Origin of the sequence: Thioalkalivibrio sp. ALJ2 (genome assembly GCF_000378325.1) — a bacterium.
Classification (GTDB): domain Bacteria; phylum Pseudomonadota; class Gammaproteobacteria; order Ectothiorhodospirales; family Ectothiorhodospiraceae; genus Thioalkalivibrio.
On sequence record NZ_KB899554.1, the window covers coordinates 690,507 to 712,196 of the forward strand.

The 21,690-nt window shown below is 68.1% G+C and carries 18 protein-coding genes; 10 read left to right on the forward strand and 8 right to left on the reverse strand.

Annotated features, from left to right (window positions below; all coding sequences use genetic code 11):
- Genes F468_RS0103300 through F468_RS0103310 form a run of 3 tightly spaced genes read right to left on the reverse strand, consistent with a single transcriptional unit; the run spans position 1 to position 2,221 of the window.
- Positions 1–1,341, reverse strand: coding sequence for an AMP-binding protein (locus F468_RS0103300; protein WP_018994615.1), 1,341 nt, complete (start codon positions 1,339–1,341; stop codon positions 1–3).
- Complete coding sequence (locus tag F468_RS0103305; RefSeq protein ID WP_018137726.1) at positions 1,338–1,952, reverse strand: hypothetical protein; 615 nt, start codon at positions 1,950–1,952, stop codon at positions 1,338–1,340. Before F468_RS0103305 ends, F468_RS0103300 begins: the two co-directional genes overlap by 4 nt.
- Positions 1,949–2,221 (reverse strand): phosphopantetheine-binding protein, encoded by a 273-nt coding sequence (locus F468_RS0103310; protein ID WP_231373171.1) that lies wholly within the window; start codon positions 2,219–2,221, stop codon positions 1,949–1,951. Before F468_RS0103310 ends, F468_RS0103305 begins: the two co-directional genes overlap by 4 nt.
- A gap of 238 nt (positions 2,222–2,459) precedes the next feature.
- On the opposite strand from F468_RS0103310, the gene F468_RS0103315 reads away from it, so the two are divergent.
- On the forward strand, positions 2,460–3,134 hold the full coding sequence (locus F468_RS0103315; protein WP_018137725.1) for a YdcF family protein: 675 nt from the start codon (positions 2,460–2,462) through the stop codon (positions 3,132–3,134).
- A gap of 29 nt (positions 3,135–3,163) precedes the next feature.
- On the opposite strand, the gene F468_RS0103320 is transcribed toward F468_RS0103315, so the two are convergent.
- Entirely contained in the window at positions 3,164–5,941 is a 2,778-nt protein-coding gene (locus F468_RS0103320; RefSeq protein WP_018174599.1) for a valine--tRNA ligase, read from the reverse strand.
- 919 nt (positions 5,942–6,860) lie between these two features.
- Positions 6,861–7,706 carry an SDR family oxidoreductase gene (locus tag F468_RS0103325; protein ID WP_018994617.1) on the reverse strand — a complete coding sequence of 282 codons (846 nt, stop codon included), beginning with the start codon at positions 7,704–7,706 and terminating at the stop codon, positions 6,861–6,863.
- Between the two features lie 132 nt (positions 7,707–7,838).
- Here F468_RS0103325 and F468_RS0103330 point away from each other — a divergent pair, with 132 nt between their 5' ends.
- Together F468_RS0103330 and F468_RS0103335 are read left to right on the forward strand one after the other, a co-directional pair.
- Entirely contained in the window at positions 7,839–8,246 is a 408-nt protein-coding gene (locus tag F468_RS0103330) for a YchJ family protein (RefSeq protein WP_018174601.1), read from the forward strand.
- On the forward strand, positions 8,243–8,851 hold the full coding sequence (locus tag F468_RS0103335) for a DNA-J related domain-containing protein (protein ID WP_018994618.1): 609 nt from the start codon (positions 8,243–8,245) through the stop codon (positions 8,849–8,851). Before F468_RS0103330 ends, F468_RS0103335 begins: the two co-directional genes overlap by 4 nt.
- Here F468_RS0103335 and F468_RS0103340 read toward each other — a convergent pair.
- The 3 genes from F468_RS0103340 to queG form a co-directional block, all read right to left on the reverse strand.
- Complete coding sequence (locus F468_RS0103340) at positions 8,848–9,639, reverse strand: ferredoxin--NADP reductase (RefSeq protein ID WP_018138600.1); 792 nt, start codon at positions 9,637–9,639, stop codon at positions 8,848–8,850. The genes F468_RS0103335 and F468_RS0103340 overlap by 4 nt on opposite strands.
- Before the next feature lie 115 nt (positions 9,640–9,754).
- A complete protein-coding gene (locus F468_RS0103345) occupies positions 9,755–12,187 on the reverse strand; it encodes an EAL domain-containing protein (RefSeq protein ID WP_018994619.1) in 2,433 nt (810 codons plus the stop codon).
- Positions 12,188–12,286: 99 nt separating this feature from the next.
- Positions 12,287–13,429 (reverse strand): tRNA epoxyqueuosine(34) reductase QueG, encoded by a 1,143-nt coding sequence (gene queG / locus F468_RS0103350; RefSeq protein WP_018994620.1) that lies wholly within the window; start codon positions 13,427–13,429, stop codon positions 12,287–12,289.
- 18 nt (positions 13,430–13,447) lie between these two features.
- Here queG and F468_RS0103355 point away from each other — a divergent pair, with 18 nt between their 5' ends.
- The 7 genes from F468_RS0103355 (at position 13,448) to hflX (ending at position 21,677) form a co-directional block, all read left to right on the forward strand.
- Complete coding sequence (locus tag F468_RS0103355) at positions 13,448–14,974, forward strand: bifunctional ADP-dependent NAD(P)H-hydrate dehydratase/NAD(P)H-hydrate epimerase (RefSeq protein WP_018994621.1); 1,527 nt, start codon at positions 13,448–13,450, stop codon at positions 14,972–14,974.
- Positions 14,971–15,435 (forward strand): tRNA (adenosine(37)-N6)-threonylcarbamoyltransferase complex ATPase subunit type 1 TsaE, encoded by a 465-nt coding sequence (tsaE, locus tag F468_RS0103360; RefSeq protein ID WP_018138596.1) that lies wholly within the window; start codon positions 14,971–14,973, stop codon positions 15,433–15,435. Before F468_RS0103355 ends, tsaE begins: the two co-directional genes overlap by 4 nt.
- Positions 15,436–15,649: 214 nt before the next feature.
- Positions 15,650–16,993, forward strand: coding sequence for an N-acetylmuramoyl-L-alanine amidase (locus F468_RS0103365; protein ID WP_018994622.1), 1,344 nt, complete (start codon positions 15,650–15,652; stop codon positions 16,991–16,993).
- 153 nt (positions 16,994–17,146) lie between these two features.
- Positions 17,147–19,027: a DNA mismatch repair endonuclease MutL gene (gene mutL / locus F468_RS0103370; protein ID WP_018994623.1), complete on the forward strand. Its 1,881-nt coding sequence runs from the start codon at positions 17,147–17,149 to the stop codon at positions 19,025–19,027.
- Positions 19,028–19,033: 6 nt separating this feature from the next.
- Complete coding sequence (miaA, locus tag F468_RS0103375) at positions 19,034–19,978, forward strand: tRNA (adenosine(37)-N6)-dimethylallyltransferase MiaA (RefSeq protein WP_018138593.1); 945 nt, start codon at positions 19,034–19,036, stop codon at positions 19,976–19,978.
- Between the two features lie 94 nt (positions 19,979–20,072).
- On the forward strand, positions 20,073–20,327 hold the full coding sequence (hfq, locus tag F468_RS0103380) for an RNA chaperone Hfq (RefSeq protein ID WP_018138592.1): 255 nt from the start codon (positions 20,073–20,075) through the stop codon (positions 20,325–20,327).
- 24 nt (positions 20,328–20,351) lie between these two features.
- Positions 20,352–21,677 carry a ribosome rescue GTPase HflX gene (gene hflX, locus F468_RS0103385; protein ID WP_018174607.1) on the forward strand — a complete coding sequence of 442 codons (1,326 nt, stop codon included), beginning with the start codon at positions 20,352–20,354 and terminating at the stop codon, positions 21,675–21,677.
- Positions 21,678–21,690: the final 13 nt, after the last annotated feature.

A 21,690-nucleotide genomic window follows, 5' to 3' on the forward strand; every position in this document is an offset into this window, starting at 1 on the left:
TCAGGCGCACTGACCGTGCTGGTCCAGCAAGTCCAGCAGGACCTGGCGCGGGAGCTTGCCCGTCGCGCTGCGGGGAAGGGCATCCACCATCACCAGGGGGCGCGGAAGGAACAGCGGGTCCGTGGTTTCGGCCAGTGCGGCCAGGATCTCGGCCTCGGAGCGCTCCGGGGCGACCACGATCGCAGCCAGACGGGCAGTCCCGCTGTCCTGTCCGGGGTTGGGCGGGATGAACACGCCGTCCAGTACCCCGGGGATGGCATTCAGGCGCCGGTTCAGCTCGGCAAGAGAGGCGCGCTTGCCGGCGATATTAAGCTGATCCGCCAGGCGCCCGCGCATGCGGAAGCGCCGGGCATCTTCCCGTTCGATGCGGTCGGGCAGGGGGACTGGTGCCGGGTGCTGGGGCCCCTGTACTGCCACCCGGTCGCTGTCCTGGGTTGTCAGGGCAATCCCGTCATAGACCGTCCACAGGAGCTCCCGGGCCGTCTCGCGGCTGGCGATGGCCCCGGCCTCGGTGCAGCCGTAGATCTCGCGGACGGTCGTGCCAAACAGTGTTTCCGCGGCCCGTGCGCGGCCTTTTTCCAGTGGGGCGGTGGCGCTGAGGATGCGCGCCGCTCTGGGCCAGGTCAGCCCCGCCCGCAGGCAGGCGTCCAGGTGAAACGGGGTCGTGACGAGGTTTGCCGGGGCATGCTCGGCCAGGGCCTGGCGGATATCGTCCGGGAAGAACGGGCGCTCGGCCAGCAGCGTGCAGGGGCCGAGCAGGGCATACAGCACCGTTGACTCCAGGCCGTACATGTGTTGTGCGGGGACCGTTCCCACCAGTGTTCCCCCGTCGGCATCCAGCCCGAAGCGGCGCAGGGCCTGTGCGGTCACGACGTGAAGGCTGTTCCAGCTCCTGCTGTGGGCAGTGGGCTGTCCGGTGCTGCCCGAGGTATAGGCATGCACCGCCATCTGATCCGACGGGATCTCGGGGGTCGCACCCGCATTGTGGGCGTGCCCTGTCCCGTCCGCGGTGACGGGAATGACGGGGATGGTGACACTGAGGTCGCGCTCGTCCACCAGTGCGTGCGCGCCGGGATGATGCTCGGCGATCTCGCTCAGGGTCGTCCGGGCGCGGTTCGGGGGAAGGATGTTAGTGCCCCCGCGCAGCAGGATCGCGGCAAACGCGACGGCAAAGCGATAGCGATCCTCGCACAGGTTGAAGTGGGCTCCACCGGCCGGGATTCGCCGGGCGAGGGTGCGGACATCCGCCAGAAACGCGGTCCGCGAGACACAGCGTCCTGCCACCCAGGCCAGTGGCGTTGGGTGGTCGGCAATCAGCGCTTGCGTGTTCGAGTCCCTCATCGTTGTCTCAGGATGTGGCGGTGGTCGGCGCGTGCCAGCGCGGCGAGGTAGGGCAGGAAACCCGCCCGTGGTTCGTCGCACAGGAGCCAGCGCCGTAACGGATATTCCAGCATGAACAGCGCCGCCAGGAACAGATAGTTGATCCCATTTGCGAACAAGGCCCAGGTGGTGGTGGATACCGCCACCGCCAGTACCGCCGACAACAGGGCGAGTCCACCGCACAGCAGGGCCCAGGCGGCCGTCAGCCGCCGCGTATAGCGATGCACCGGCGTGCTGTCGGAGGCGCCCATGGCCAGCGCATACCGGGTAATCAGGGGTGTGGAACCCGGGCGCAGAGAGCGGGCAAACAGCCATGCCAGGCCTCCCTGGATAAGCACCGGTACTGCATAGATCAGCCATTTCCCGGCCGGCTCGGTACCCAGAAGCAACACTAGCACGGCCAGCACCAGGGCTATCACCCCCCGGCCGAGCACGGGCAGGGCCGGCCAGGCGAGGACCAGTATGAGCAGCGCCAGCCACGCCAGTGGCAGTCGCGGCAGCTCCAGGAAGCTGCCCGCGATCACGGCCACCGGGTAGCCCAGGGCTACCACGGCGGCGATCCGGGTACTCACGACGTGGCTCGGTGCGCCTCGATATGGGCGGTCAGGGCCCTCAAGGATGCGAAGATCTGGCGGTTGTTCTCGTCATCGGAGCGGATCTGCACGCCATAGGCACGCGAGATGGCCAGCGCCAGCTCCAGTGCATCGATCGAGTCCGGCCCAAGCCCCTCGCGGAACAAGGGGGCCTCCGGCTCGATGTCCTCGGGGCTGACCTCTTCGAGATTCAGACTGTCGACGATCAGCCTGGCGACTTCCTGTTCCATTGCGGTTTGTGCTGCCACGTCTCTCCCCTAAATAGCGGCGTAATCCGAAATCGGCTCTCCCTGTGCGAAGGTGCTGGGCTTCCCGCGCACCTTCCAGCCCGGGGCCGATGATACGCAACCCCAAGGGGGCGTGGTACCCTCCAAATGCAGGGAACAAGCGGTTTTGCGGGGCGGGCCGGCAGAGTGGGCGCTCTCATGGGATGAGACGACTCGGCCGCCAGCGAGCCGCCAGGGGGGGGGATATGGGGGGCAAGTCGTGATCGGCGGCCGAGTAGGGCTGCGGCGCGTCGGGCCGGATGGGCTGCTGACGTTTGGGTTGTCCAATCTGGTCATTGTGCTGACGGCGGGGCTTAGCTGGCTCGCGCTGTGGGGTCGCATGCAGCTCTGGGTGCGCGGTCTGCACTGTCCGGGGCGGGCACCCTGGATCATTGTCCTGGGGCAGCAGTTACAAGAGGGGCGTCCTGGGCCGGGTTACCGGCTGCGCCTGTTGCGGGCCCTGCGCTTGCTGCGGCGTGACCCGGAGGCCCGCGTTCTGCTGTTGGGGGGGTATACCTCGCCGGAGGGGCCCAGCGAGTCAGCCGCAGGGGCGGCCTTCCTGCGCCAGCGCGGCATCCGGGCCTCTCGCATCTTCTGTGAAGAGGACTCGCGGCACACCCTGGAGAACCTGCAAAACGCCCGCGACCTGCTCGCCCAGCGTACCGGCGGCAGCCTGCCGAGCTGCGTGCTCGTGACCAGTCGCTTCCATCTGCCCCGGGCGGTGGCCATCGCGCGCGGGGTGGGACTCGAGGTCTGTCCCTGCCCTGCCGAGCACTCGCCGCGAGTGCCGCAGCTGCGGCTGGCACGCGAGATCTGGATGTTGCACTGGTACCACACCGGGCGGCTGTTCGCCCGGCTGATCCGCCATCAGGGGATGCTCGACCGGATCAGCTGACCCGCCCTTTGCAGTAGCGGTCGCAGCCGCTACATCGCGCGGATGCGTTCGCGCTGGGCGGCGAGCTGGTCGCGGGTGGCCTGCATCTCGGCGACGCGGTCGCGTTCCTTCTGCACCACCTCGGCCGGGGCGCGGTCGACGAAGCTCGCGTTGGCAAGGCGCTTTTCGCTCTGCTCGAGGTTCTTGTCGAGCTTGCCGATCTCCTTGTCCAGGCGGGCCAGCTCGGCATCCTTGTCGATCAGCCCGGCCAGCGGGATCAGCAGCTGCATCTCGTCGACCAGGGCCATCGCCGATTCCGGGGCCTCGTCGGCGGCGTCCAGCCAGGTGACGCTCTCGGGTTTGGCGAGGAACTCCAGCAGGCCGCGGTGGCGCGTGTAGCGCTCCTGGTCGGCCTCGCTCCAGTTCTTCACCAGCACCGGCAGCGGCTTGCCCGGGGCGATGTCCATCTCCGCGCGGATGCGGCGCAGCCCGGTGATGAAGTCCTTGACCCAGTCGAGCTCGGCGGTGGCGGTGGCATCACGCGGGAAGCCGTCCTGCGCCGGCCAGCGGCACTGCACCAGGAACTCGACGTCGTCGCCGATCCCGGCGTGCGGCTTCACACTGGTCCAGATCGCCTCGGTGATGAACGGCATCACCGGGTGCAGCAGGCGCAGCAGGGCCTCGAGCACGGTGACCAGCGTATTGCGCGTGGCGCGCTTGACCGCCTCCGGCGTGGCCGCGTCGTTCAGGACCGGCTTGGTCAGCTCCAGGTACCAGTCGCAGTAGTCGTGCCAGGTGAACTCGTACAGCGTCTGCGCAGCGAGGTCGAAGCGGTAGGCATCGAGCTGCTGCGTAGCGGTCTCGGCGGTGGCCGCCAGGCGGTCGAGGATCCAGCGATCGGCCAGGGTGCGGTGTTCCGCCGTGTCGGTGGCCGCCGAGCAGTCGTGGCCCTCGACGTTCATCAGCACGAAGCGCGAGGCGTTCCACAGCTTGTTGCAGAAGTTGCGGTAGCCCTCGATGCGGCCGAGGTCGAACTTGATGTCGCGCCCGGTGGTGGCCAGTGCCGCCAGGGTGAAACGCAGGGCGTCGGTGCCGAAGGCGGGGAAGCCGTCGGGGAAGGCCTTGCGCGTGGTCTTCTCGATCTTCGCGGCCATCTGCGGCTGCATCAGGCCCCGGGTGCGCTTGGCCACCAGGTCGTCGGCGCTGATGCCGTCGATCAGGTCAATCGGGTCGATCACGTTACCCTTGGACTTGGACATCTTCTGGCCTTCCGAGTCACGGATCAGGCCGGTGACGTAGACCTCGCGGAAGGGCACGTCGCCCATGAAGTGCTCGCCCATCATGATCATGCGGGCGACCCAGAAGAAGATGATGTCGAAGCCGGTGACCAGCACGCTGGTCGGGTAGAAGGCGCGCAGCTCCGGCGTCTCCTGCGGCCAGCCGAGGGTGGAGAACGGCCACAGCGCGGAGGAGAACCAGGTGTCCAGTACGTCCTCGTCCTGTTCCAGCGCCACCTCGGCGCCCAGGCCGTGCTTCTCGCGCACCTCGTCCTCGGAACGCCCGACGTACACGTTGCCATCGCTGTCGTACCAGGCCGGGATGCGGTGGCCCCACCAGATCTGGCGCGAGATGCACCAGTCCTCGATGTTGCGCATCCACTCGAAGTAGGTCTTCGACCAGTTCTCCGGCACGAAGCGGATGCGCCCGTCTTCCACCGCCTTGATCGCCGGCGCGGCCAGCGGGCCGGCCTTCACATACCACTGGTCGGTCAGATAGGGCTCGACCACGGTGCCGGAGCGGTCGCCGCGCGGGACCATCAGCTTGTGGTCGTCGATCTTCTCCAGCAGCCCCAGGGCGTCCAGGTCGTCGACGACCTTCTGCCGCGCCTGGTAGCGGTCCAGGCCGCGATAGGCCTCGGGTACGTTGTCGTTCAGGCAGGCGTCGATGGTCAGGATGTTGATCACCGGCAGGTCGTGACGCTGGCCCATCGCGTAGTCGTTGAAGTCATGCGCCGGGGTGATCTTTACGCAGCCGGAGCCGAACTCGGCCTCGACGTAGTCATCGGCGATAATCGGGATCTCGCGCCCGACCAGCGGCAGCTTGATCGTCTGGCCGATCAGGTGGCGGTAGCGCTCGTCCTCCGGGTGCACCGCGACGGCGGTATCGCCCAGCATCGTCTCGGGGCGCGTGGTCGCGACGGTCAGGTGCCCGGAGCCGTCGGCCAGCGGGTAGCGGAAGTGCCACAGGTGGCCGTTTTCCTCCTCCGACAGCACCTCGAGGTCGGACAGCGCGGTGTGCAGCACCGGGTCCCAGTTGACCAGGCGCTTGCCGCGGTAGATCAGGCCCTCTTCATGCAGGCGCACGAAGACCTCGCGCACCGCCGCGGACAGCCCGTCGTCCATGGTGAAGCGCTCGCGCGACCAGTCCACCGAGTCGCCCAGGCGACGCATCTGGCGGGTGATGGTGCCGCCGGACTGGTCCTTCCAGTCCCAGACCGCCTCGAGAAACTTCTCGCGTCCGAGGTCGTGGCGGCCCTTGCCGTCGGCGGAGAGCTGGCGCTCGACCACCATCTGGGTGGCGATCCCGGCATGGTCGGTGCCGCCCTGCCACAGGGTGCGGTCGCCGTGCATGCGGCGGTAGCGGATCAGGGTATCCATCAGCGTGTGCTGGAACGCGTGCCCCATATGCAGCGTTCCGGTCACGTTCGGCGGCGGCAGGAGGATGCAGTAGCTGGCCTCGCCCGACTCCGGCGGCGCGAAGATGTTCGCAGCCTCCCAGCGTTCGTACTGGGTCTGCTCGATGCTCTTGGGGTCGAAGCTTTTGTCCATGATCGCGGGCGCGCTCGGGTCGGAATGGGCGAAAGCCGCGCATTATAACGGCGCGGCGCGTGCGCCGCCCGCTGCCCGCTCATGTGTTTACATTGGTTTTGTCTGGCCGCCTGCCCAGTAGTGGCTGGGCCTGGTTCGGCCTCGGGTGTTTACGGTGCTTTCGTCCGGCCGCCTGCCTGCGCTGTCTCGGCAGCGCGCCCCGAGTTACTTCTTTGCTCGTACAAAGAAGTAACCAAGAAACACGCCCGGGATTCGCCCGGGAACCTTGCTCCGGACGCGTCAGGCCGGCGGCGCTGAAACTCGCTACGCTCAGACAGTCAGCGCCTTCTCCCGGCCTGTCACGCCCTCCACAAGGGGCTCATATCGGGAGGGAAGGTCAAAACCGACGGTGTTCCCGCACCTGTCATGAGCCCAAGGCTGTAGGGTGCGTTGAGCGCAGCGAAACGCACCATGCCAACGTCGGGGCAACCCTGATGCGATTCGCTGCGCTCATCAGCATCCTACCTGTCCCCCTGGCGCCCGCTCGCGGGCGCGGCACGCCAGGGCCGTAGGCCGCGCGTGCCAAGATGTTGGAACATCTTGCCTCCATCCACTCGCACGAACCTCTGGATCGCCGTTGTCTTGACCTTCTCCCCCCGTATGAAGCCCCTTGCGGAAGGGTCCTCGGGACGGACGATTCAAAATAGAAACGGGGGCGCTGACTGTCTGAGCGAAGCGAGTTTCAGCGCCGCCGGCCCGAGGGCCCTGGAGCAAGGTCCCCGGGCGGAATCCGGGTGCGCCTCGACGGGTACTTTCTTGGGCAAGCAAGAAAGTACCTCGGGGTGCGCTGCCGAGACAGCGCTTGGCAGGCGGCCGGACGAAGGCACTCGGAACACCCGAGGCCGAACCAGGCCCAGCCTGAAAGCGGTGAGAGCTTGGCTCAGGTGGTGGCGAGCCGGTGGAGCAGCTCGCGATAGCCGGTGCGGTAGTCGGGGTAGCGCAGGCGATACCCGCTGGCATGCAGTCGCCCGTTGCGGCAGCGCTTGCCGCGGACGTCGCCAGCCGGCATCGGCGGCGTCCCCGGCGGATCGAGCTCCATCTCCTGCGCCAGCCAGCCGAGCAGCTCGTGGCGCAGGGCCGGTTCGTCATCGACGCCCAGATAAAGCGGCTCGGGGTCGTCCAGATGAAACAGGTGGGTCAGCAGGCCCACGCAGTCCTCACGGTGGATGCGGTTGGTCCAGACCGGTGCTTCGTGCTGGCCACGCACGCCCTCGCGGACCTTGCGCAGGTGGTACTCGCGCCCCGGACCATAGATGCCGCCAAAGCGCACGACCACGCCGGCAAACGGGCTGTCGGCCAGCAACTGCTCGGCCTCCAGCAGGCAGTGCCCGGAGAAACGGGTGGGCTCGGCCGGGCTGGTCTCGTCCACCCAGCGCCCGTCGTCGGCGCCAAAGACCGAGGTGCTGGAGACGAACGCGATGCGGCGCGGATTTTGTTTGGCCTGCTCCAGAGCGGCCAGAGTGTTGCGCAGGCCGTCGACATAGGCGCGGCGGTACGCGGCCTCGGTGAACTCGCCCGGGGTGGCGATGAAATAGACGGTGTCCAGAGCCGCGGGGAGCGGCGGCAGCGCGTCCGCGCGGGCGAAGTCGCCGGCCAGCGGCTGGATCGGTTCCGGGATGCGCCCTGGCTGACGGCGCAGGCCCCAGACCGCGTGCCCCGCTGCGGCGAGCTGTTCTCCGACGCCGACGCCGAGATCGCCGCAGCCCATGATCAGGATGTTGGCCATGAATCAGTATCTCTCTGGGTGCTTTCGCAACCTAACGTTTCGGCGTACGGAAGACCAGTCCCAAAGTATGGGTTCGACCCGGGGCAATGGCTCGGGCATGCTGGCGGCGACGTCGATCAGGGGAGGTATCGCTTGGGCAAGGCCAGCCGCAGGAAGGGGAATATATGCGCCTGTGGATCCGGGCTGGACCGGGCGGCCTGCTGCGGGCAGTACCTGGACGGCGCGGCTGCGGCCCCGACGGCGCAGGCGCTGATGCGCTCGCGCTATGCCGCCTTCGTGGAGGGGCGCGAGGACTATCTGCTGGCCACCTGGGCCGCCGCGACGCGACCGGAATCCCTGGTGCTGGAGCCGGGCCAGCGCTGGCTCGGTCTGGCGATCCGCGCGACCGAGGCGGGCGGGCCGGAGGATCAGGAGGGCTGGGTCGAGTTCGTCGCCCGCTCGCGGGTACGCGGCCAGGGGGTGCGCCTGCACGAGCGCAGCCGCTTTCGCCGCGAGGACGGGCGCTGGGTCTATGTGGACGGCGAGTTCCCGGGCGCATGATCGATGGGGATCGCCCAGCCGGTTCGCCGGTGGATACGGCACTGCTGGAGCGGGTGCTGGAGGCGCTGCGCGGACATCCGTGCGGATGTACGGAGCATGAGCTGATTGCGCAGCTGCGCGATCTGGAAGTGGAGCCGTTCGCCGCGGCGCGCCTGCAGGAGCCGTTGAGCCTGTTCCAGACCCACTTTGTGCTGTTCCACTGTCTTTACCGGCTGCGCGACATGCTCGCGGGGCAGGGCGAGTGGCTGCGTATCCATTGCCTGGGTATCGGGATCGAGCCGCTACAGGCGGCGGACATGGGGTCGGACCTGCCGGCGCGGGGTGATCCACTGCGGGCCTACTACCTGGATCTGACGCGGCTGGAGGGGATGGATGCGGCCGCGGTGGAGGCGCTACTGGGCGAGTTCTGGGCGCATCTGGCGCGTGACGAGCGGCGCGAGCAGGCGCTCGAGGTGCTGGGGCTGGAGGATCCGGTTGATGCGGCGGCGATCCGGCAGCAGTACCGGCGTCTGGCGCAGCGTCACCACCCCGACCGGGGTGGTGACACAGCCGTCCTGCAGCGGATCAACGCGGCCCGCTGGGTGCTGCTGGCTCAGGGCAGTTAGTCGTCCGAGTCGGACATCGTGGTCACGAAGGCCTGTTCCACGGTGAAGTTGCCGACCCCCTTGTAGTTGGTCTGGGTCCAGCCGTGGTCGACCAGCCACTCGCTCATCTCGCGGTTCATCGCCGGATTGCCGCAGAGCATCACGCGGTCGTGCTCCGGATCCGCCGGGGGCAGGTTCAGGATCTGAAACAGCTCGCCGGAGCGGAACATGTCGGCGCCGCGCTGGTTGTTGTCGTACGGCTGCTGCGCGATCGGGCAGGCGAAGTCGTGGTTCTCGCGGGTCACCGTCGGCACGTAGCGCAAGCGATTGCTGATGCGCGACTCGATCTCCTGGCGGTAGGCCAGCTCCTCGACGGTGCGCACGCTGTGCACCAGTACCGCGTTCTCGAAGTGCTCGAACAGCTCCGGGCTGCGGATCAGCGAGATGAACGGGGCCAGACCCGTGCCGGTGGCCAGCATGTACAGGGTCCGCCCGGGCTGCACGTAGTCGAAGGTCAGTGAACCGGTGACCTTGGTGTTGATCCAGATCGAGTCGCCGGGGCCGACCTGGGCCAGGCGACTGGTCAGCGCGCCGTCGGGAACGTGGATGCTCAGGAACTCCAGTTCCTCGGCCTCGGGTTCGGAGACGATCGAGTAGGCGCGCGGGATCAGTTTGCCCTCGGGGCGCAGACCCAGCGTGACGAACTGCCCGTTCTTGAACTGCAGGCCTTCGGGGCGCGTGGTCTTGAAGCTGAAGGTCTTGTCCGACCAGCGATGGGTCGAGGTGATCTGTTCTTCCGAATACGGCATGGGGTCCCACGGTTGATCAGTTGAGATGGGCCGCACGCTAACAGCTTGCCGCTGGCAAGGCGAAAGCGTCGGCTATCTCAAGGGTTGAGGCGCGCGAGCCGGGATTCAAGCCTGATCAGCGGCCGGCAATTTCCGCGAGGTAGTCGGCCAGCGGAATCGGCCTGGCCAGGTGATAGCCCTGGACGAAGTCGAGCCCGATCTCGCGCAGGTGGTGCATGGTCTCCTCGGATTCCACGCACTCGGCGATGGTGCGCAGCCCGAGCACATGGCCGACGCGGTGGATCGCGGTGACCATCGCCGCATCGACCGCGTTGGTCGCGATGTCGCGCACGAAACTGCCGTCCACCTTGAGGAAGTCGACCGGCAGGTTCTTCAGGTAGCCGAACGAGGACAGCCCGCTGCCGAAGTCGTCCAGGGAGAAGCGGCAGCCCATGTAGCGCAGCGCGCGGATCAGGCCCTGTGCGCGGTCGTGATGACTGATCGCGGCGGTCTCGGTGATCTCGAAAATGATCTGCTGCGCCTGAATGCGGAACTGGCTCATGCGGCTGGTGATGAATTCGAGCATCCCGTCCTGCGCCAGCGACTGCCCGGACAGATTGATCGACACCACGACTGGGGCATGATCCGGGTTCTGGTCCCGGTGATCGGCCAGCTGGCGGAACACGAGTTCGACCACATGGCGATCGATCTCGGGCATCAGGTGGTAGCGTTCGGCAGCCGGGATAAAGGCGCCCGGGGTGATCAGGGTTCCGTCTTCCCCGTGCAGGCGCAGCAGGATCTCGACATGGTCCAGCGGCAGATCGGCGCCGTTCAGGGGCTTGACCGGCTGGGCATAGGCGACAAAACGGGCATCCTCCAGGGCCGCACGCAGACGGCCGACCCATTCCATCTCGCCATGGCGTCGGCGCAGGATCTGGTCGGAGGGCTTCCAGGTATAGAGCCGGTTGCGCCCGAGATCCTTGGCCACGTAGCAAGCGGAATCCGCCTGGCTGAGGACCTCCGGAAGGTTCCGGCCAGGGCCCTCGATCGGGACCAGGCCGATGCTCATGCCCACATCAAAGCGGCGGCCCTCCCAGGAGAAGCGCAGACCCTGGGCCGTGGCCAGTAGTTTCTTGCCGATGGCCTCCGCGCGTTCCACCGGGCAATGCGTCAGTAGCAGGCCGAACTCGTCACCACCGAGACGCGCCAGGGTGTCGCTGTCGCGAATATGGGCGGGCAGCAGGTCGGCCAGTTCGCGCAGTAGCGCGTCCCCGGCCTGATGGCCGCAGGTATCGTTGATGATCTTGAACTGGTCCAGGTCCATATAGAACAGCGCGTGGGGCGTGTCGCCCTCCTCCAGGGTGCGCAGGGCCTCGTCCAGGCGCCGTTCGAACTCGCGGCGGTTGCACAGGCCGGTGAGCTCGTCGTGGGTGGCCTGGTGGTTCAGTTGCTGGGTCATGCGCCACAGCTCGGTGTGGTCATGCAGCACGACCACGACCCCCTCGCTGTGGTGGTCCGGTCGCCGCAGGGGCGAGACCAGCAGGCGGACCACGCGGGCCGCACCGTCCGGGCGGCGCAGCACGCGCTCCGGCGACTCCAGCGTCATACCCGTCTCCAGGCACTGCGTGACCGGGTTCATGACCCGGTTGCCGGTATGCGTGTCCTCGAGCTCCAGCACCTCGTCGAGACGCTGGCCCTGGACCGCCGTGGCGTCCACGCCCAGCAGGTCGCGCGCCGACGGGTTGAGATAGGTCAGGCGCCCGGTGGTGTCCGCGGTCAGCACGCCGTCGCTGATGGAGTGCAGCGTGGTCAGGAGTCGGTCGCGCTCCGAGGCCGTGGTCGCCTCGGCCGCGCGCAGCGATGTGATGTCCCAGGCGACGCCGAGCACGCCCGGCTGAAGTGACTGGGCAATCTCCGACGGCATCCATGAGATGGAGAAGTGGCTGTCGCCGACCTTGACCTCGGTTTGAAAGCGCTCTCCGGCGAGTGCGCGATCGATTGCAGACAGGATGGCCGGGTGGTCGGCGTACAGCCGGCGTGCGTCCTGCCCGACGACCTCGCCGGGTTGCAGCCCCAGGCTGTGCAGTGCAGCCCCCTCGGACAGGGTGAAAACACCATCCGGCCCCAGCCCGAACAGGATCAGCGGCGCGTGGCGGATCGTGGCCGAGAGCTGGGTCTCCAGCTCGTGCAGGGCCTGCTCGGATTGCTGCTGTCGGGTGATGTCGCGGACCGTAGTCAGGACCTCGATATCCTCCCCGGTATGAATCGCGTTGATATTGATCTCGGCCGGAAATTCGCCCCCGTCTCGTCGGCGGTAGCGCGTTTCAAAGCGGGCCGGCAGGCGCTCGTCGGGCTGGCCGTGCGCATGGTCGACGTCGGCTTGCGTGGCCTCGAGGTCGATCGCGGTGATGTGGATGCCGTCGGTCAGTTCGCCTTGGGCGTAGCCGAGCAGGCGCGATGCGGCCTGGTTTGCCGCGACGACATGGCCCGCTCGATTGAGCACCAGCTGCGCCTCCGGTGCCTGGTCAAACAGGCGCTGAAAGCGGGTGCTGTCCGGATGATCGGGCATGGCGACAGGATGAATCCTTTCGTAGGGTGCCGGGGTCGCAAGTGGGTCCGCTCCCGAGTGTCACCTGTCGCGTGGGTGCTGGCAAGCGCTGGTCGCCGGTTATTGTCCGGGGGCCTGTGTGAGACGGGAGGTGTGGTCCGCGGGCGGCGATGACGCGGGACTGCGCAATCGTTCGAGGGCCCAGCCGACGTGTTCGCGTACCAGGGCGGAGGGGTGGTCGGCGCGGGCGCGAAGGGCCGTCTCGGCCTCCGCGGAAGCCGGGCCATTGCCCAGGGCGACCGCCAGATTGCGCAGCCACTGCTCGTGGCCGATACGGCGGATGGCCATGCCCTCGGTGCGTTGCAGGAAGGTGGTCTCGTCCCAGCCGAACAGTTCCACCAGACTAGCGGCATCCAGTCCGTGGCGAGCGACGAAATCGGGTTCCGCGGCGACCTCGGCAAAGCGGTTCCACGGGCAGATCAGCTGGCAGTCGTCGCAGCCGTAGATGCGGTTGCCGATCAGCGGGCGCAGCTCTTCGGGGATCGACCCCTTCAGCTCGATGGTCAGGTAGGAGATGCAGCGCCGGGCATCCAGGTCGTAGGGCCCGCGAAAGGCCTGCGTCGGGCAGATGTCGAGGCAGGCGGTACATGCCCCGCAGTGTTCGCCAACCGGGTCGTCCATCGGTAGCGGCAGGTCCGTAAACAGCTCGCCCAGAAAGAACCAGGATCCACTCTCGCGGGCGAGCAGGTTGGTGTTCTTGCCGATCCAGCCGAGCCCGGCACGGGCGGCCAGGGCCTTTTCCAGAATGGGTGCGCTGTCGGTGAAGGCACGATAGCCGTGCGGTCCTGCTGCGGCCTCGATGCGCCGGCCCAGTTCGGTCAGGCGCTTGCGGATCAGCTTGTGGTAGTCGCGGCCGAGGGCGTAGCGGGAGACATAGGCGCGGTCCCGTTCGGCCAGCTGGATCGCCGGGCGCCGGGTGCGCGGAGGAAAGTAGTCCATGCGCACGCTGATCACGCGTTGTACGCCCGGCATCAGTTGTGCGGGATCGTGGCGCAGTGCGGCGCGTTCGGCCATCCAGCCCATCTCGCCGTGCGAGCCTTTCTGCAGCCAGCGGTCCAGGTGCTGGCGGTCCGCCTCCGGGACTGTGGCCGGCGCGATGCGCAGGGCCTGGAAGCCCAGCTCGCGGCCCCAGGCCCGAATCTGTTCGGCCAGTGCGTCACATTGGCGTGGATCGAGAGGCTCAGGCACGATTTCGATAATCATACGATCGGGGCAATAAACGTGAATGATGGACCCGGGGCGATCCCCCTGACCAGCGCGCTTTACGACAGCGAGGGCATGCGGGCTCTGGATGCGGCCGGCATGGCCCTGCCGGAGATCGCGCCCGGGGAGTTGATGGAGCGGGCCGGGGCGGCCCTGCTGGCGGCCGTCAGGGCCCACTGGCCCGAGGTGCGCCGGCTCGGCATCCTCTGCGGCCCCGGCAACAACGGGGGCGATGGTTATGTGCTGGCGCGACTGGCGGCACAGGCCGGCCTCGATGTGCGGCTCCACAGCGGCCCGTCGCGCGCGCGCCCGCAGTCGGACGGCCGTCAGGCGCATCGACGCTGGATCGAGCACGGGGGGGCGATGGCGCCGCTCGAGGCCTTCGACCCGGCGGACGCCGAGCTGTGGGTCGACTGCCTGTTCGGTATCGGGCTGGAGCGCCCGCTGCACGATGCCTATGGCGAGGTGGTTGAACGCCTGAATGCCTCCGGGCGGCCCGTGCTGGCCGCGGACATCCCCTCGGGCGTCAATGCCGATACCGGCGCGGTGCCGGGACCCGCGGTGCGCGCCCGGCATACCGTGACCATGATTGCCGACAAGCTGGGGCTGCACACCGGCGCGGGCGTGGACTACGCGGGCACCGTCGAGGTGGCGCGGCTGGATTTGCCCGAGCAGATTGCCCGGGGCGTGATGCCGCGGGCCCGGCATCTGGGCCCGGAGGACTGGCAGGATCGTCTTCCGGCCCGCCGGCCGGGGGCGCACAAGGGTAACGCCGGACATGTGCTGGTCGTCGGGGGCGCGCCGGGATTCTCCGGGGCGGCCCGCCTGACGGCGCTCGCGGCCCTGCGTGCCGGGGCCGGGCGGGTGACGCTGGCCACGCACGAGGACCATGCGGCCTGGGCCAATGCCGACCGGCCCGAGATCATGGTGCGGGCGGTGCGCGAGCCGACCGATCTGTTACGCCTGGCCCGTCAGGTGGATGTGATCGCGGCAGGCCCGGGTCTGGGCACGGAGGAGTGGGGGCGCCGCCTGTGGCACGCGGTCGCGGATGCGGGGGTGCCCCTGGTGGTGGATGCCGATGCCCTGAACCTGCTGGCCGCGACGCCCCGTCAGATGGATTCCTGGATCCTGACTCCGCATCCAGGCGAGGCCGGCCGCCTGCTGAATCGTCCGGCGGCGGAGGTGGAGGCAAATCGACCGGCGGCCGTGCTCGAGCTGGCGCAGCGCTTCGGCGGCGTGTCGCTGCTCAAGGGGGCCGGGACGCTGGTCGCCGACGCCGATCCCGGTGTTGAGGTCGGGCCACTGACCTGTGTGACCGGGGGCCACGCCGGCATGGCGGTCCCCGGGAGCGGGGACGTGCTTACGGGGATTATCGTCGCGCTGCGGGCGCAGGGGCTCGAGGCACGCGCCGCGGCCGAGATCGGGGCAGCCTGGCATTGTGCCGCTGGTCGGGTCCTGCGCGCGCGGCTCGGCAGCTGGCGCGGGCTGCTGGCGGGCGAGCTGGCGGATGTGCTGCCGGCCGCCGCCGGGGAGGAGGGGGTGTGAACGAGGGGATCCGGCTACCGGACGCCGCGGCTACAGAGCGGGCCGGTGCGGCCCTTGCGGGGATGGAAGGCCTGCAGATCGTCTCCCTGGAGGGGGATCTCGGCGCGGGCAAGACGACCTGGGCGCGTGGCCTCCTGCAGGCGCTGGGTCATGCGGGCAACGTGCGCAGCCCCACTTACACGCTGGTGGAGTCCTACGAACTCCAGGGACGCAGCGTGCTGCACTTCGATCTGTATCGCCTGGCGGACCCGGAGGAGCTGGAGTATCTGGGGGTGCGCGAGGCCTTTGGCGGGCAAGCGCTCTGGCTGGTGGAGTGGCCGGAGCGCGGGGCCGGCTGGCTGCCGGAGCCGGATCTTCGGGTGCGGCTGGAGCCGTGCGAGCCGGACGGGCGCATGCTCTACGTGTCCGGGCCGGCCGCCGGCGACTATCGCACGCGCCTCCAGCGAAACGCCCCACCCTGATAACCCAATGAAAAGCCGGAATAAATCCAGCCCCCAAGAGGGATTGCGGTTCTTGTGGGGCGAGGTATCAGTTGCAATGCCACACACAAAAACCTCGATATCTCGCTCATAAAGAAAGAATTTTGCTATTGCTTTTCCAGAAAAAGCGTCCACAATGGAGTCAGACCCCCTGAATTAAAAGGGATTCGCCGTGGGCCAAAGCACGATTCCGGATATGCGCCGCCGCCAGGTGCTGCGCGCTCTGACTGCCCTGGGGCTGGTCGGGCTGCCGCTGCCCGCACTGGCGCGCACGGGTGTCGAGCGGGTGCGCATGTCCGTGGATGGTGACACCACGCGCCTGGTCTTCGACATGGATGGCGATGCCGAGTACTCGATGTTCAAGCTCGAGTCGCCCGATCGCCTGGTGGTGGATATCAAGAACGCTCGCGCGGTGGACGAGCTGAAGCTCAGCTCCAATCCGCGTTCGGTCGTGGAGTCGATCCGTCACGCCCCGCGCGACGGCGGTGATCTGCGCGTGGTGTTCGACCTGCGCAAGCCGATCGAGCCGCGCAGCTTCAAGTTGATGCCGGCCCAGGATTCCCCGCATCGTCTGGTGCTCGACCTGACCAGCCGCGAGGGTGCCCCCACGCAGTCGGCCCGGGAGGAATCCCGCGATAACGGCGAACCTCGCCGAGGCCGCTCGCAGGAGGATCTGCGTGATGTGGTGGTGGCCATCGACGCTGGCCATGGCGGGCATGACCCGGGCGCGATTGGTCCTGGTGGTACCCGCGAGAAGGACGTGGTCCTGCAGATCTCCAAGCGGCTGGCCGAGCGCGTCGACAACGAGCGCGGCATGAAGGCGGTGATGATTCGCACCGGCGATTACTTCCTGCCCCTGCGCGAGCGCATCGAGCGTGCCCGCGAGGCGGACGCTGACGTCTTTATGTCGATTCACGCCGACGCGATCGCCAACCGCAACGTGCAGGGTTCCTCGGTCTACATGCTCTCCGAACGCGGGGCCTCCAGCGAGGCTGCCCGCTTCCTGGCGCAGCGCGAGAACCAGGCCGACCTGCGGCTGGGCGGTGTGCCGATCAACGGCAAGGATGACTCCCTGACCAACGTGCTGCTGGATCTGGCTCAGAGCGGCAGTCTCGAGGCGAGCAACACCCTGGCCGAGCGCATGATTTCCGAACTGCACCGGGTGGGCAAGGTGCGCAAGCCGGAGGTCGAGCGGGCGAACTTCGCGGTGCTGCGCTCGCCCGATGTCCCGTCCATCCTGGTCGAGGCCGCGTTCATCTCCAACCCGTCCGAGGAGCGCAAGCTGCGCAGCACGGACTTCCAGAATTCTCTAGCGGATGCCCTGCTGACCGGGCTGCGGTCCTATTTCTCGACGCATGCCCGCCCGGGCACGCTGATCGCCGATGGTCAGCCGGACCAGCACATTATTCGCCCCGGCGAGACCTTGTCCGGGATCGCCGATCGTTACAGCCTGTCGCTGGCCGATCTGCGCTCGGCGAACGATGTCAGCGACGATCGCATATACGCCGGCCAAGTCCTGCGCATCCCGCGCGATTCGTGACGCCCATCGGCGCCTGTCCGTCCCGGAACGGGTGCCCGTCACGGATTCGGACTTTGTACCCACCGCGGTCTGTGCAGGGGCGCCCACCGGCGCGTGCAAATCGAGCTGCGTTTCCCTAGGCTTGTGGGCCCATTCCGGCCCATGGATTCGCGTGTGTCCATCGAGAAACTCTCCGAGCAACTGATCAACCAGATCGCAGCAGGCGAGGTGGTCGAGCGCCCGGCCTCGGTGGTCAAGGAGCTGGTGGAGAATGCCCTGGACGCGGGTTCGACCCGCATCGAGATCCGTCTGGAGCAGGGCGGCATCCGTCTGATCCAGATCAGCGACAATGGTTGCGGCATCCATCGCGACGAGCTCCCGCTGGCACTGTCACGCCACGCGACCAGCAAGATCCGCTCGATGGAGGACCTCGAGGCCCTGCACACCCTTGGCTTTCGTGGCGAGGCACTGCCGTCGATCGCATCCGTCTCGCGCCTGTCCATGACCTCGGCGGTGGAGGGCGAGCGCAATGGCTGGCGTCTGACCGGGGATGGTTCGGATGTCTTTCGCGAGGCGGCCCCTGCCGCGCACCCGGTGGGCACGACGGTCGAGGTGCGGGACCTGTTCTTCAATGTCCCCGCAAGGCGCAAGTTCGTGCGCACCGAGCGCACCGAGTTCAACCACTGCGAGACCGTCATCCGTACCCAGGCGGCGGCCTGCCCGGAGGTCGCCTTCATCCTGCGCCACAACGATCGTGTGGTGTTGGACCTGCCCGCCGCAGCGGACCCTGCCCAGCGCGTGCGTGCCCTGCTGGGCGAGGCCTTTATGGACGCGGCGACGCCGGTGGACGAGCAGCGCGCCGGCCTCAAGCTTTCGGGCTGGCTGGGCGCCCCGACCCAGTCCCGGGCCCAGCCCGATCAGCAGTTCTTCTTCGTTAATGGCCGCGCGATTCGCGACCGCGTGCTGGCGGCAGCCGTGCGCAAGGCCTATCAGGACGTGCTCTACCACGGGCGTCACCCGATGTTCGTGCTGGAGCTCGAACTGGACCCCGTGCAGGTCGACGTGAACGCCCACCCCACCAAGCAGGAGGTGCGTTTTCGCGAGTCGCGGATGGTGCACGACTTCATCTTTCATGCCCTGCACAAGGCGCTGGCGGATGTGCGTCCCGGGGATGGCGGGATGCCCGGGCATCTGCCGCCCGTGACCGGGACCGCGCGGCCGTCACAGGAGCAGGCTGCGCCGGGGTTCCCACGCGAGCGGGCGCTGAGCGGACTGGGGGTGCCCGAGTACCGCGCCGAAGCCCGGTCGCCTGCGGCCGGGTCGGGTGACCGCCGCGAGTATGCGTCTGGAACATCATCGGAGTATGCGGCAGCCTGGGCCGAGTTCCGCGGGCCAGCCGCGGTGGCCGAGCCCGCGCCCCGGGCATTCGAGGCGGCCGCCCGCGCGGATGAGGACGCTGGCACGGAAGGCACGCCCCCGCTGGGCTTCGCGCTGGGGCAGGTCGCGGAGACCTTTATCCTCGCGGAGAATGCAAGCGGCCTGATCGTGGTCGATATGCATGCGGCCCACGAGCGCATTACCTACGAGCGGCTCAAGCGGGAGTGGGGGGCGCAGGGCATTACCTCGCAACCCCTGCTGGTACCGGAGACGCTGGACGTGACGCCCACCGAGGCCGCGCTGGCCGAAGAGCATGCCGGTGTATTGGGCGCCCTGGGCTTCGAGCTGGATCGCGCGGGACCCGAGACGCTGACCTTGCGCGCGGCCCCGGCGCTGCTGCGCGGGCGTGACACGGCCCAGCTGGTGCGCGATGTGCTCGCGGACCTCGCGGCCGTCGGCTACAGCCACCGCGCCGAGGGCGAGATGAATGCCGTGCTCGGCACCATGGCCTGCCACGGCTCGGTGCGCGCCGGGCGTCGTCTGACGCTCCCGGAGATGAACCAGCTGCTGCGCGACATGGAGGCGACCGAACGCTCCGGGCAATGCAATCATGGCCGCCCGACCTGGGTGGAGCTCGATCACCAGGCGCTGGATCGCTTGTTTCTGCGAGGCCGCTAGCGATCAATGGACGCATTCGGACCCGGCCGCCCGCCGGTGGTGATCCTGGCCGGACCGACGGCCTCGGGCAAGACCGCTTTGTCGCTGGCGCTTGCCGAGGCGCTGGAGGGCGAGATCGTCAGCGTCGACTCCGCGCTGGTCTATCGCGGCATGGATATCGGCACCGCGAAACCGACTGCGGAGGAGCGCGCCCGCGTGCCGCACCATCTGCTGGATATCCGCGATCCGGAGGACACTTACAGTGCCGCCGACTTCGCGCGCGACGCCCGGGAGGCGATCGCCGGGATCCACGCGCGTGGCCGGGTGGCGCTGCTGGTGGGTGGCACGCTGTTGTACCTGCGTGCTCTGCTGGATGGTTTCGACGAGATCCCCGAGGTACCGGATGCGGTGCGCGAACGGGTGCGGGCGCGCCTGGACGTGGAGGGTGGCCTGGCCTTGCATCGCGAACTCGTCAAGGTGGATCCCGAGGCGGCGGCGCGTATTCACCCGAACGACCCGCAGCGCATCCTGCGGGCACTGGAGGTCTTTGAGGCGACCGGGCGGCCGTTGTCCAGCTTCCAGCAGGGTGCGGCGGCCCGCGTGCCGGATGGCTGGGTATCGCTGGCCCTGTGGCCGGAGGATCGCGACGTCCTGCGCGACCGGATCGCCCGTCGCTTCGACGCGATGCTGGAGGCCGGGTTTGTCGACGAACTGATGGCCCTGCAGCAGCGCCCCGGGCTGACGGCGGAGCATCCCTCCCAGCGCGCGGTGGGCTACCGTCAGGGCTGGCAGTGGCTGGCGGGAGAGCTCGACTTTGCGCAGTTCCGCGAGCGGGCGATCGCTGCGACGCGGCAACTGGCCAAGCGCCAGCTGACGGGCTTGCGGCGATTCCCGCTGCATGCGCGATTGAACGCGGCCACGATCGATCGGTCGGAAGTGTTGAACGTGATTCGCCGCGCAGACTTCCAGTAGTGATGTGCTACTCTCTGAGAAGGCGCCGCCGGGGCTTGGTGGAGGAGCTTTTGGCGTGTGGCGAGATGAAGAATAACAACCAAGGAACGCACTGATGGCCAAAGGGCAAATGCTGCAGGAACCCTTCCTGAACGCGCTGCGTCGGGACCGTGTGCCGGTCTCGATCTATCTGGTCAACGGCATCAAGCTGCAGGGGCAGATCGAGTCCTTCGATCAGTTCGTGGTGCTGCTGCGCAGTACCGTTTCGCAGATGGTGTACAAGCATGCGATCTCGACCATCGTCCCGTCCCGCCAGGTGCGCATGAATACCGAGGGCGAAGAGGTCACCACCGCTGAGGCGGAGGCTTGAGCGTGCGCGGGAGGTTCGTCTTTTTTGTTTGAGCGTCCCGACAGCGCCGGCGATCGCGCCGTGCTGGTGGCACTGGCCATCGGCGAAAACCCCGATATCGAGGCCCAGGTCCAGGAGTTCGACGAACTGGTCCGCTCCGCCGGCGCGGATGTCCTGGAACTCGTCCGTGGTTCACGCGACCGCCCGCATCCCCGCTTGTTCGTAGGCGCCGGCAAGGCCGACGAGATTCGTGCCGCGGTCGAGGCCCATGGCGCCGATGTGGTGATCTTCAACCACGCCCTCTCGCCCAGTCAGGAACGTAACCTCGAACGTCAGCTGCAATGCCGTGTGCTGGACCGTGCGGGGCTGATCCTCGACATCTTCGCCCAGCGCGCGCGTTCGCACGAAGGCAAGCTGCAGGTCGAGCTGGCCCAGTTGCGGCACATGGCCACGCGGCTGGTGCGCGGCTGGACTCACCTGGAACGGCAGAAGGGCGGGATTGGTCTGCGCGGCCCGGGGGAAACCCAGCTCGAAACCGACCGCCGCTTGCTGGCGGCGCGCATCAAGCACATCGAACGGCGTCTGGAGAAGGTCGAGCGCACCCGCGAGCAGGGGCGTCAGGCGCGCCTGCGCAACGAGATCCCGACCGTGTCCCTGGTGGGCTATACCAACGCCGGCAAGTCCACGCTGTTTAACCGCCTGACGCACTCGGATGTGTACGAGGCGGATCAGCTGTTCGCGACCCTGGACCCGACCCTGCGGCGGCTGGACCTGGCCCCGCACCAGTCGCTGATCCTGGCGGACACGGTCGGGTTCGTGCGCGACCTGCCGCACGAACTGGTGGCGGCCTTTAAAGCGACCCTGACCGAGACCCGCGAGGCCGCGCTGCTGCTGCACGTGATCGACGCCGCCGATCCCGAACGCGAGGCGCGCATCCGCCAGGTCGATGCGGTGCTGGAGGAGATCGGCGCGCAGGATGTCCCCTGCTGGCGGGTCTACAACAAGATCGACCGACTGGAGTCGGCCCCGGATGCCGCCGAGGCCCGCTTCGGCTCCGGCGATGACGTCTTCTGGGTGTCCGCGTATACGGGCGAGGGGATCGCCACGCTGGAAGAGCGCCTGGCCGAGACCTTTACCGAGTCGATGATGCGGGGCTGGGTGGAACTGCCGGCCAGTGCCGGCCGTTTGCGCGCCCAGCTGTACGAGGAGAAGGCCGTGGAGGCGGAGCAGACCACCGCGGACGGTCAGATCCAGCTGCGCTTGAGTCTGCCGCAACGGCGCTTCCAGCAACTGGTGCGCGATGCCGGTCTGAATCCGGAGCAGATCGAGGTCGTATTCGACGCGCCCTCATCGGCCGCGGTGGGACAGTAGGTACCCGGACGGG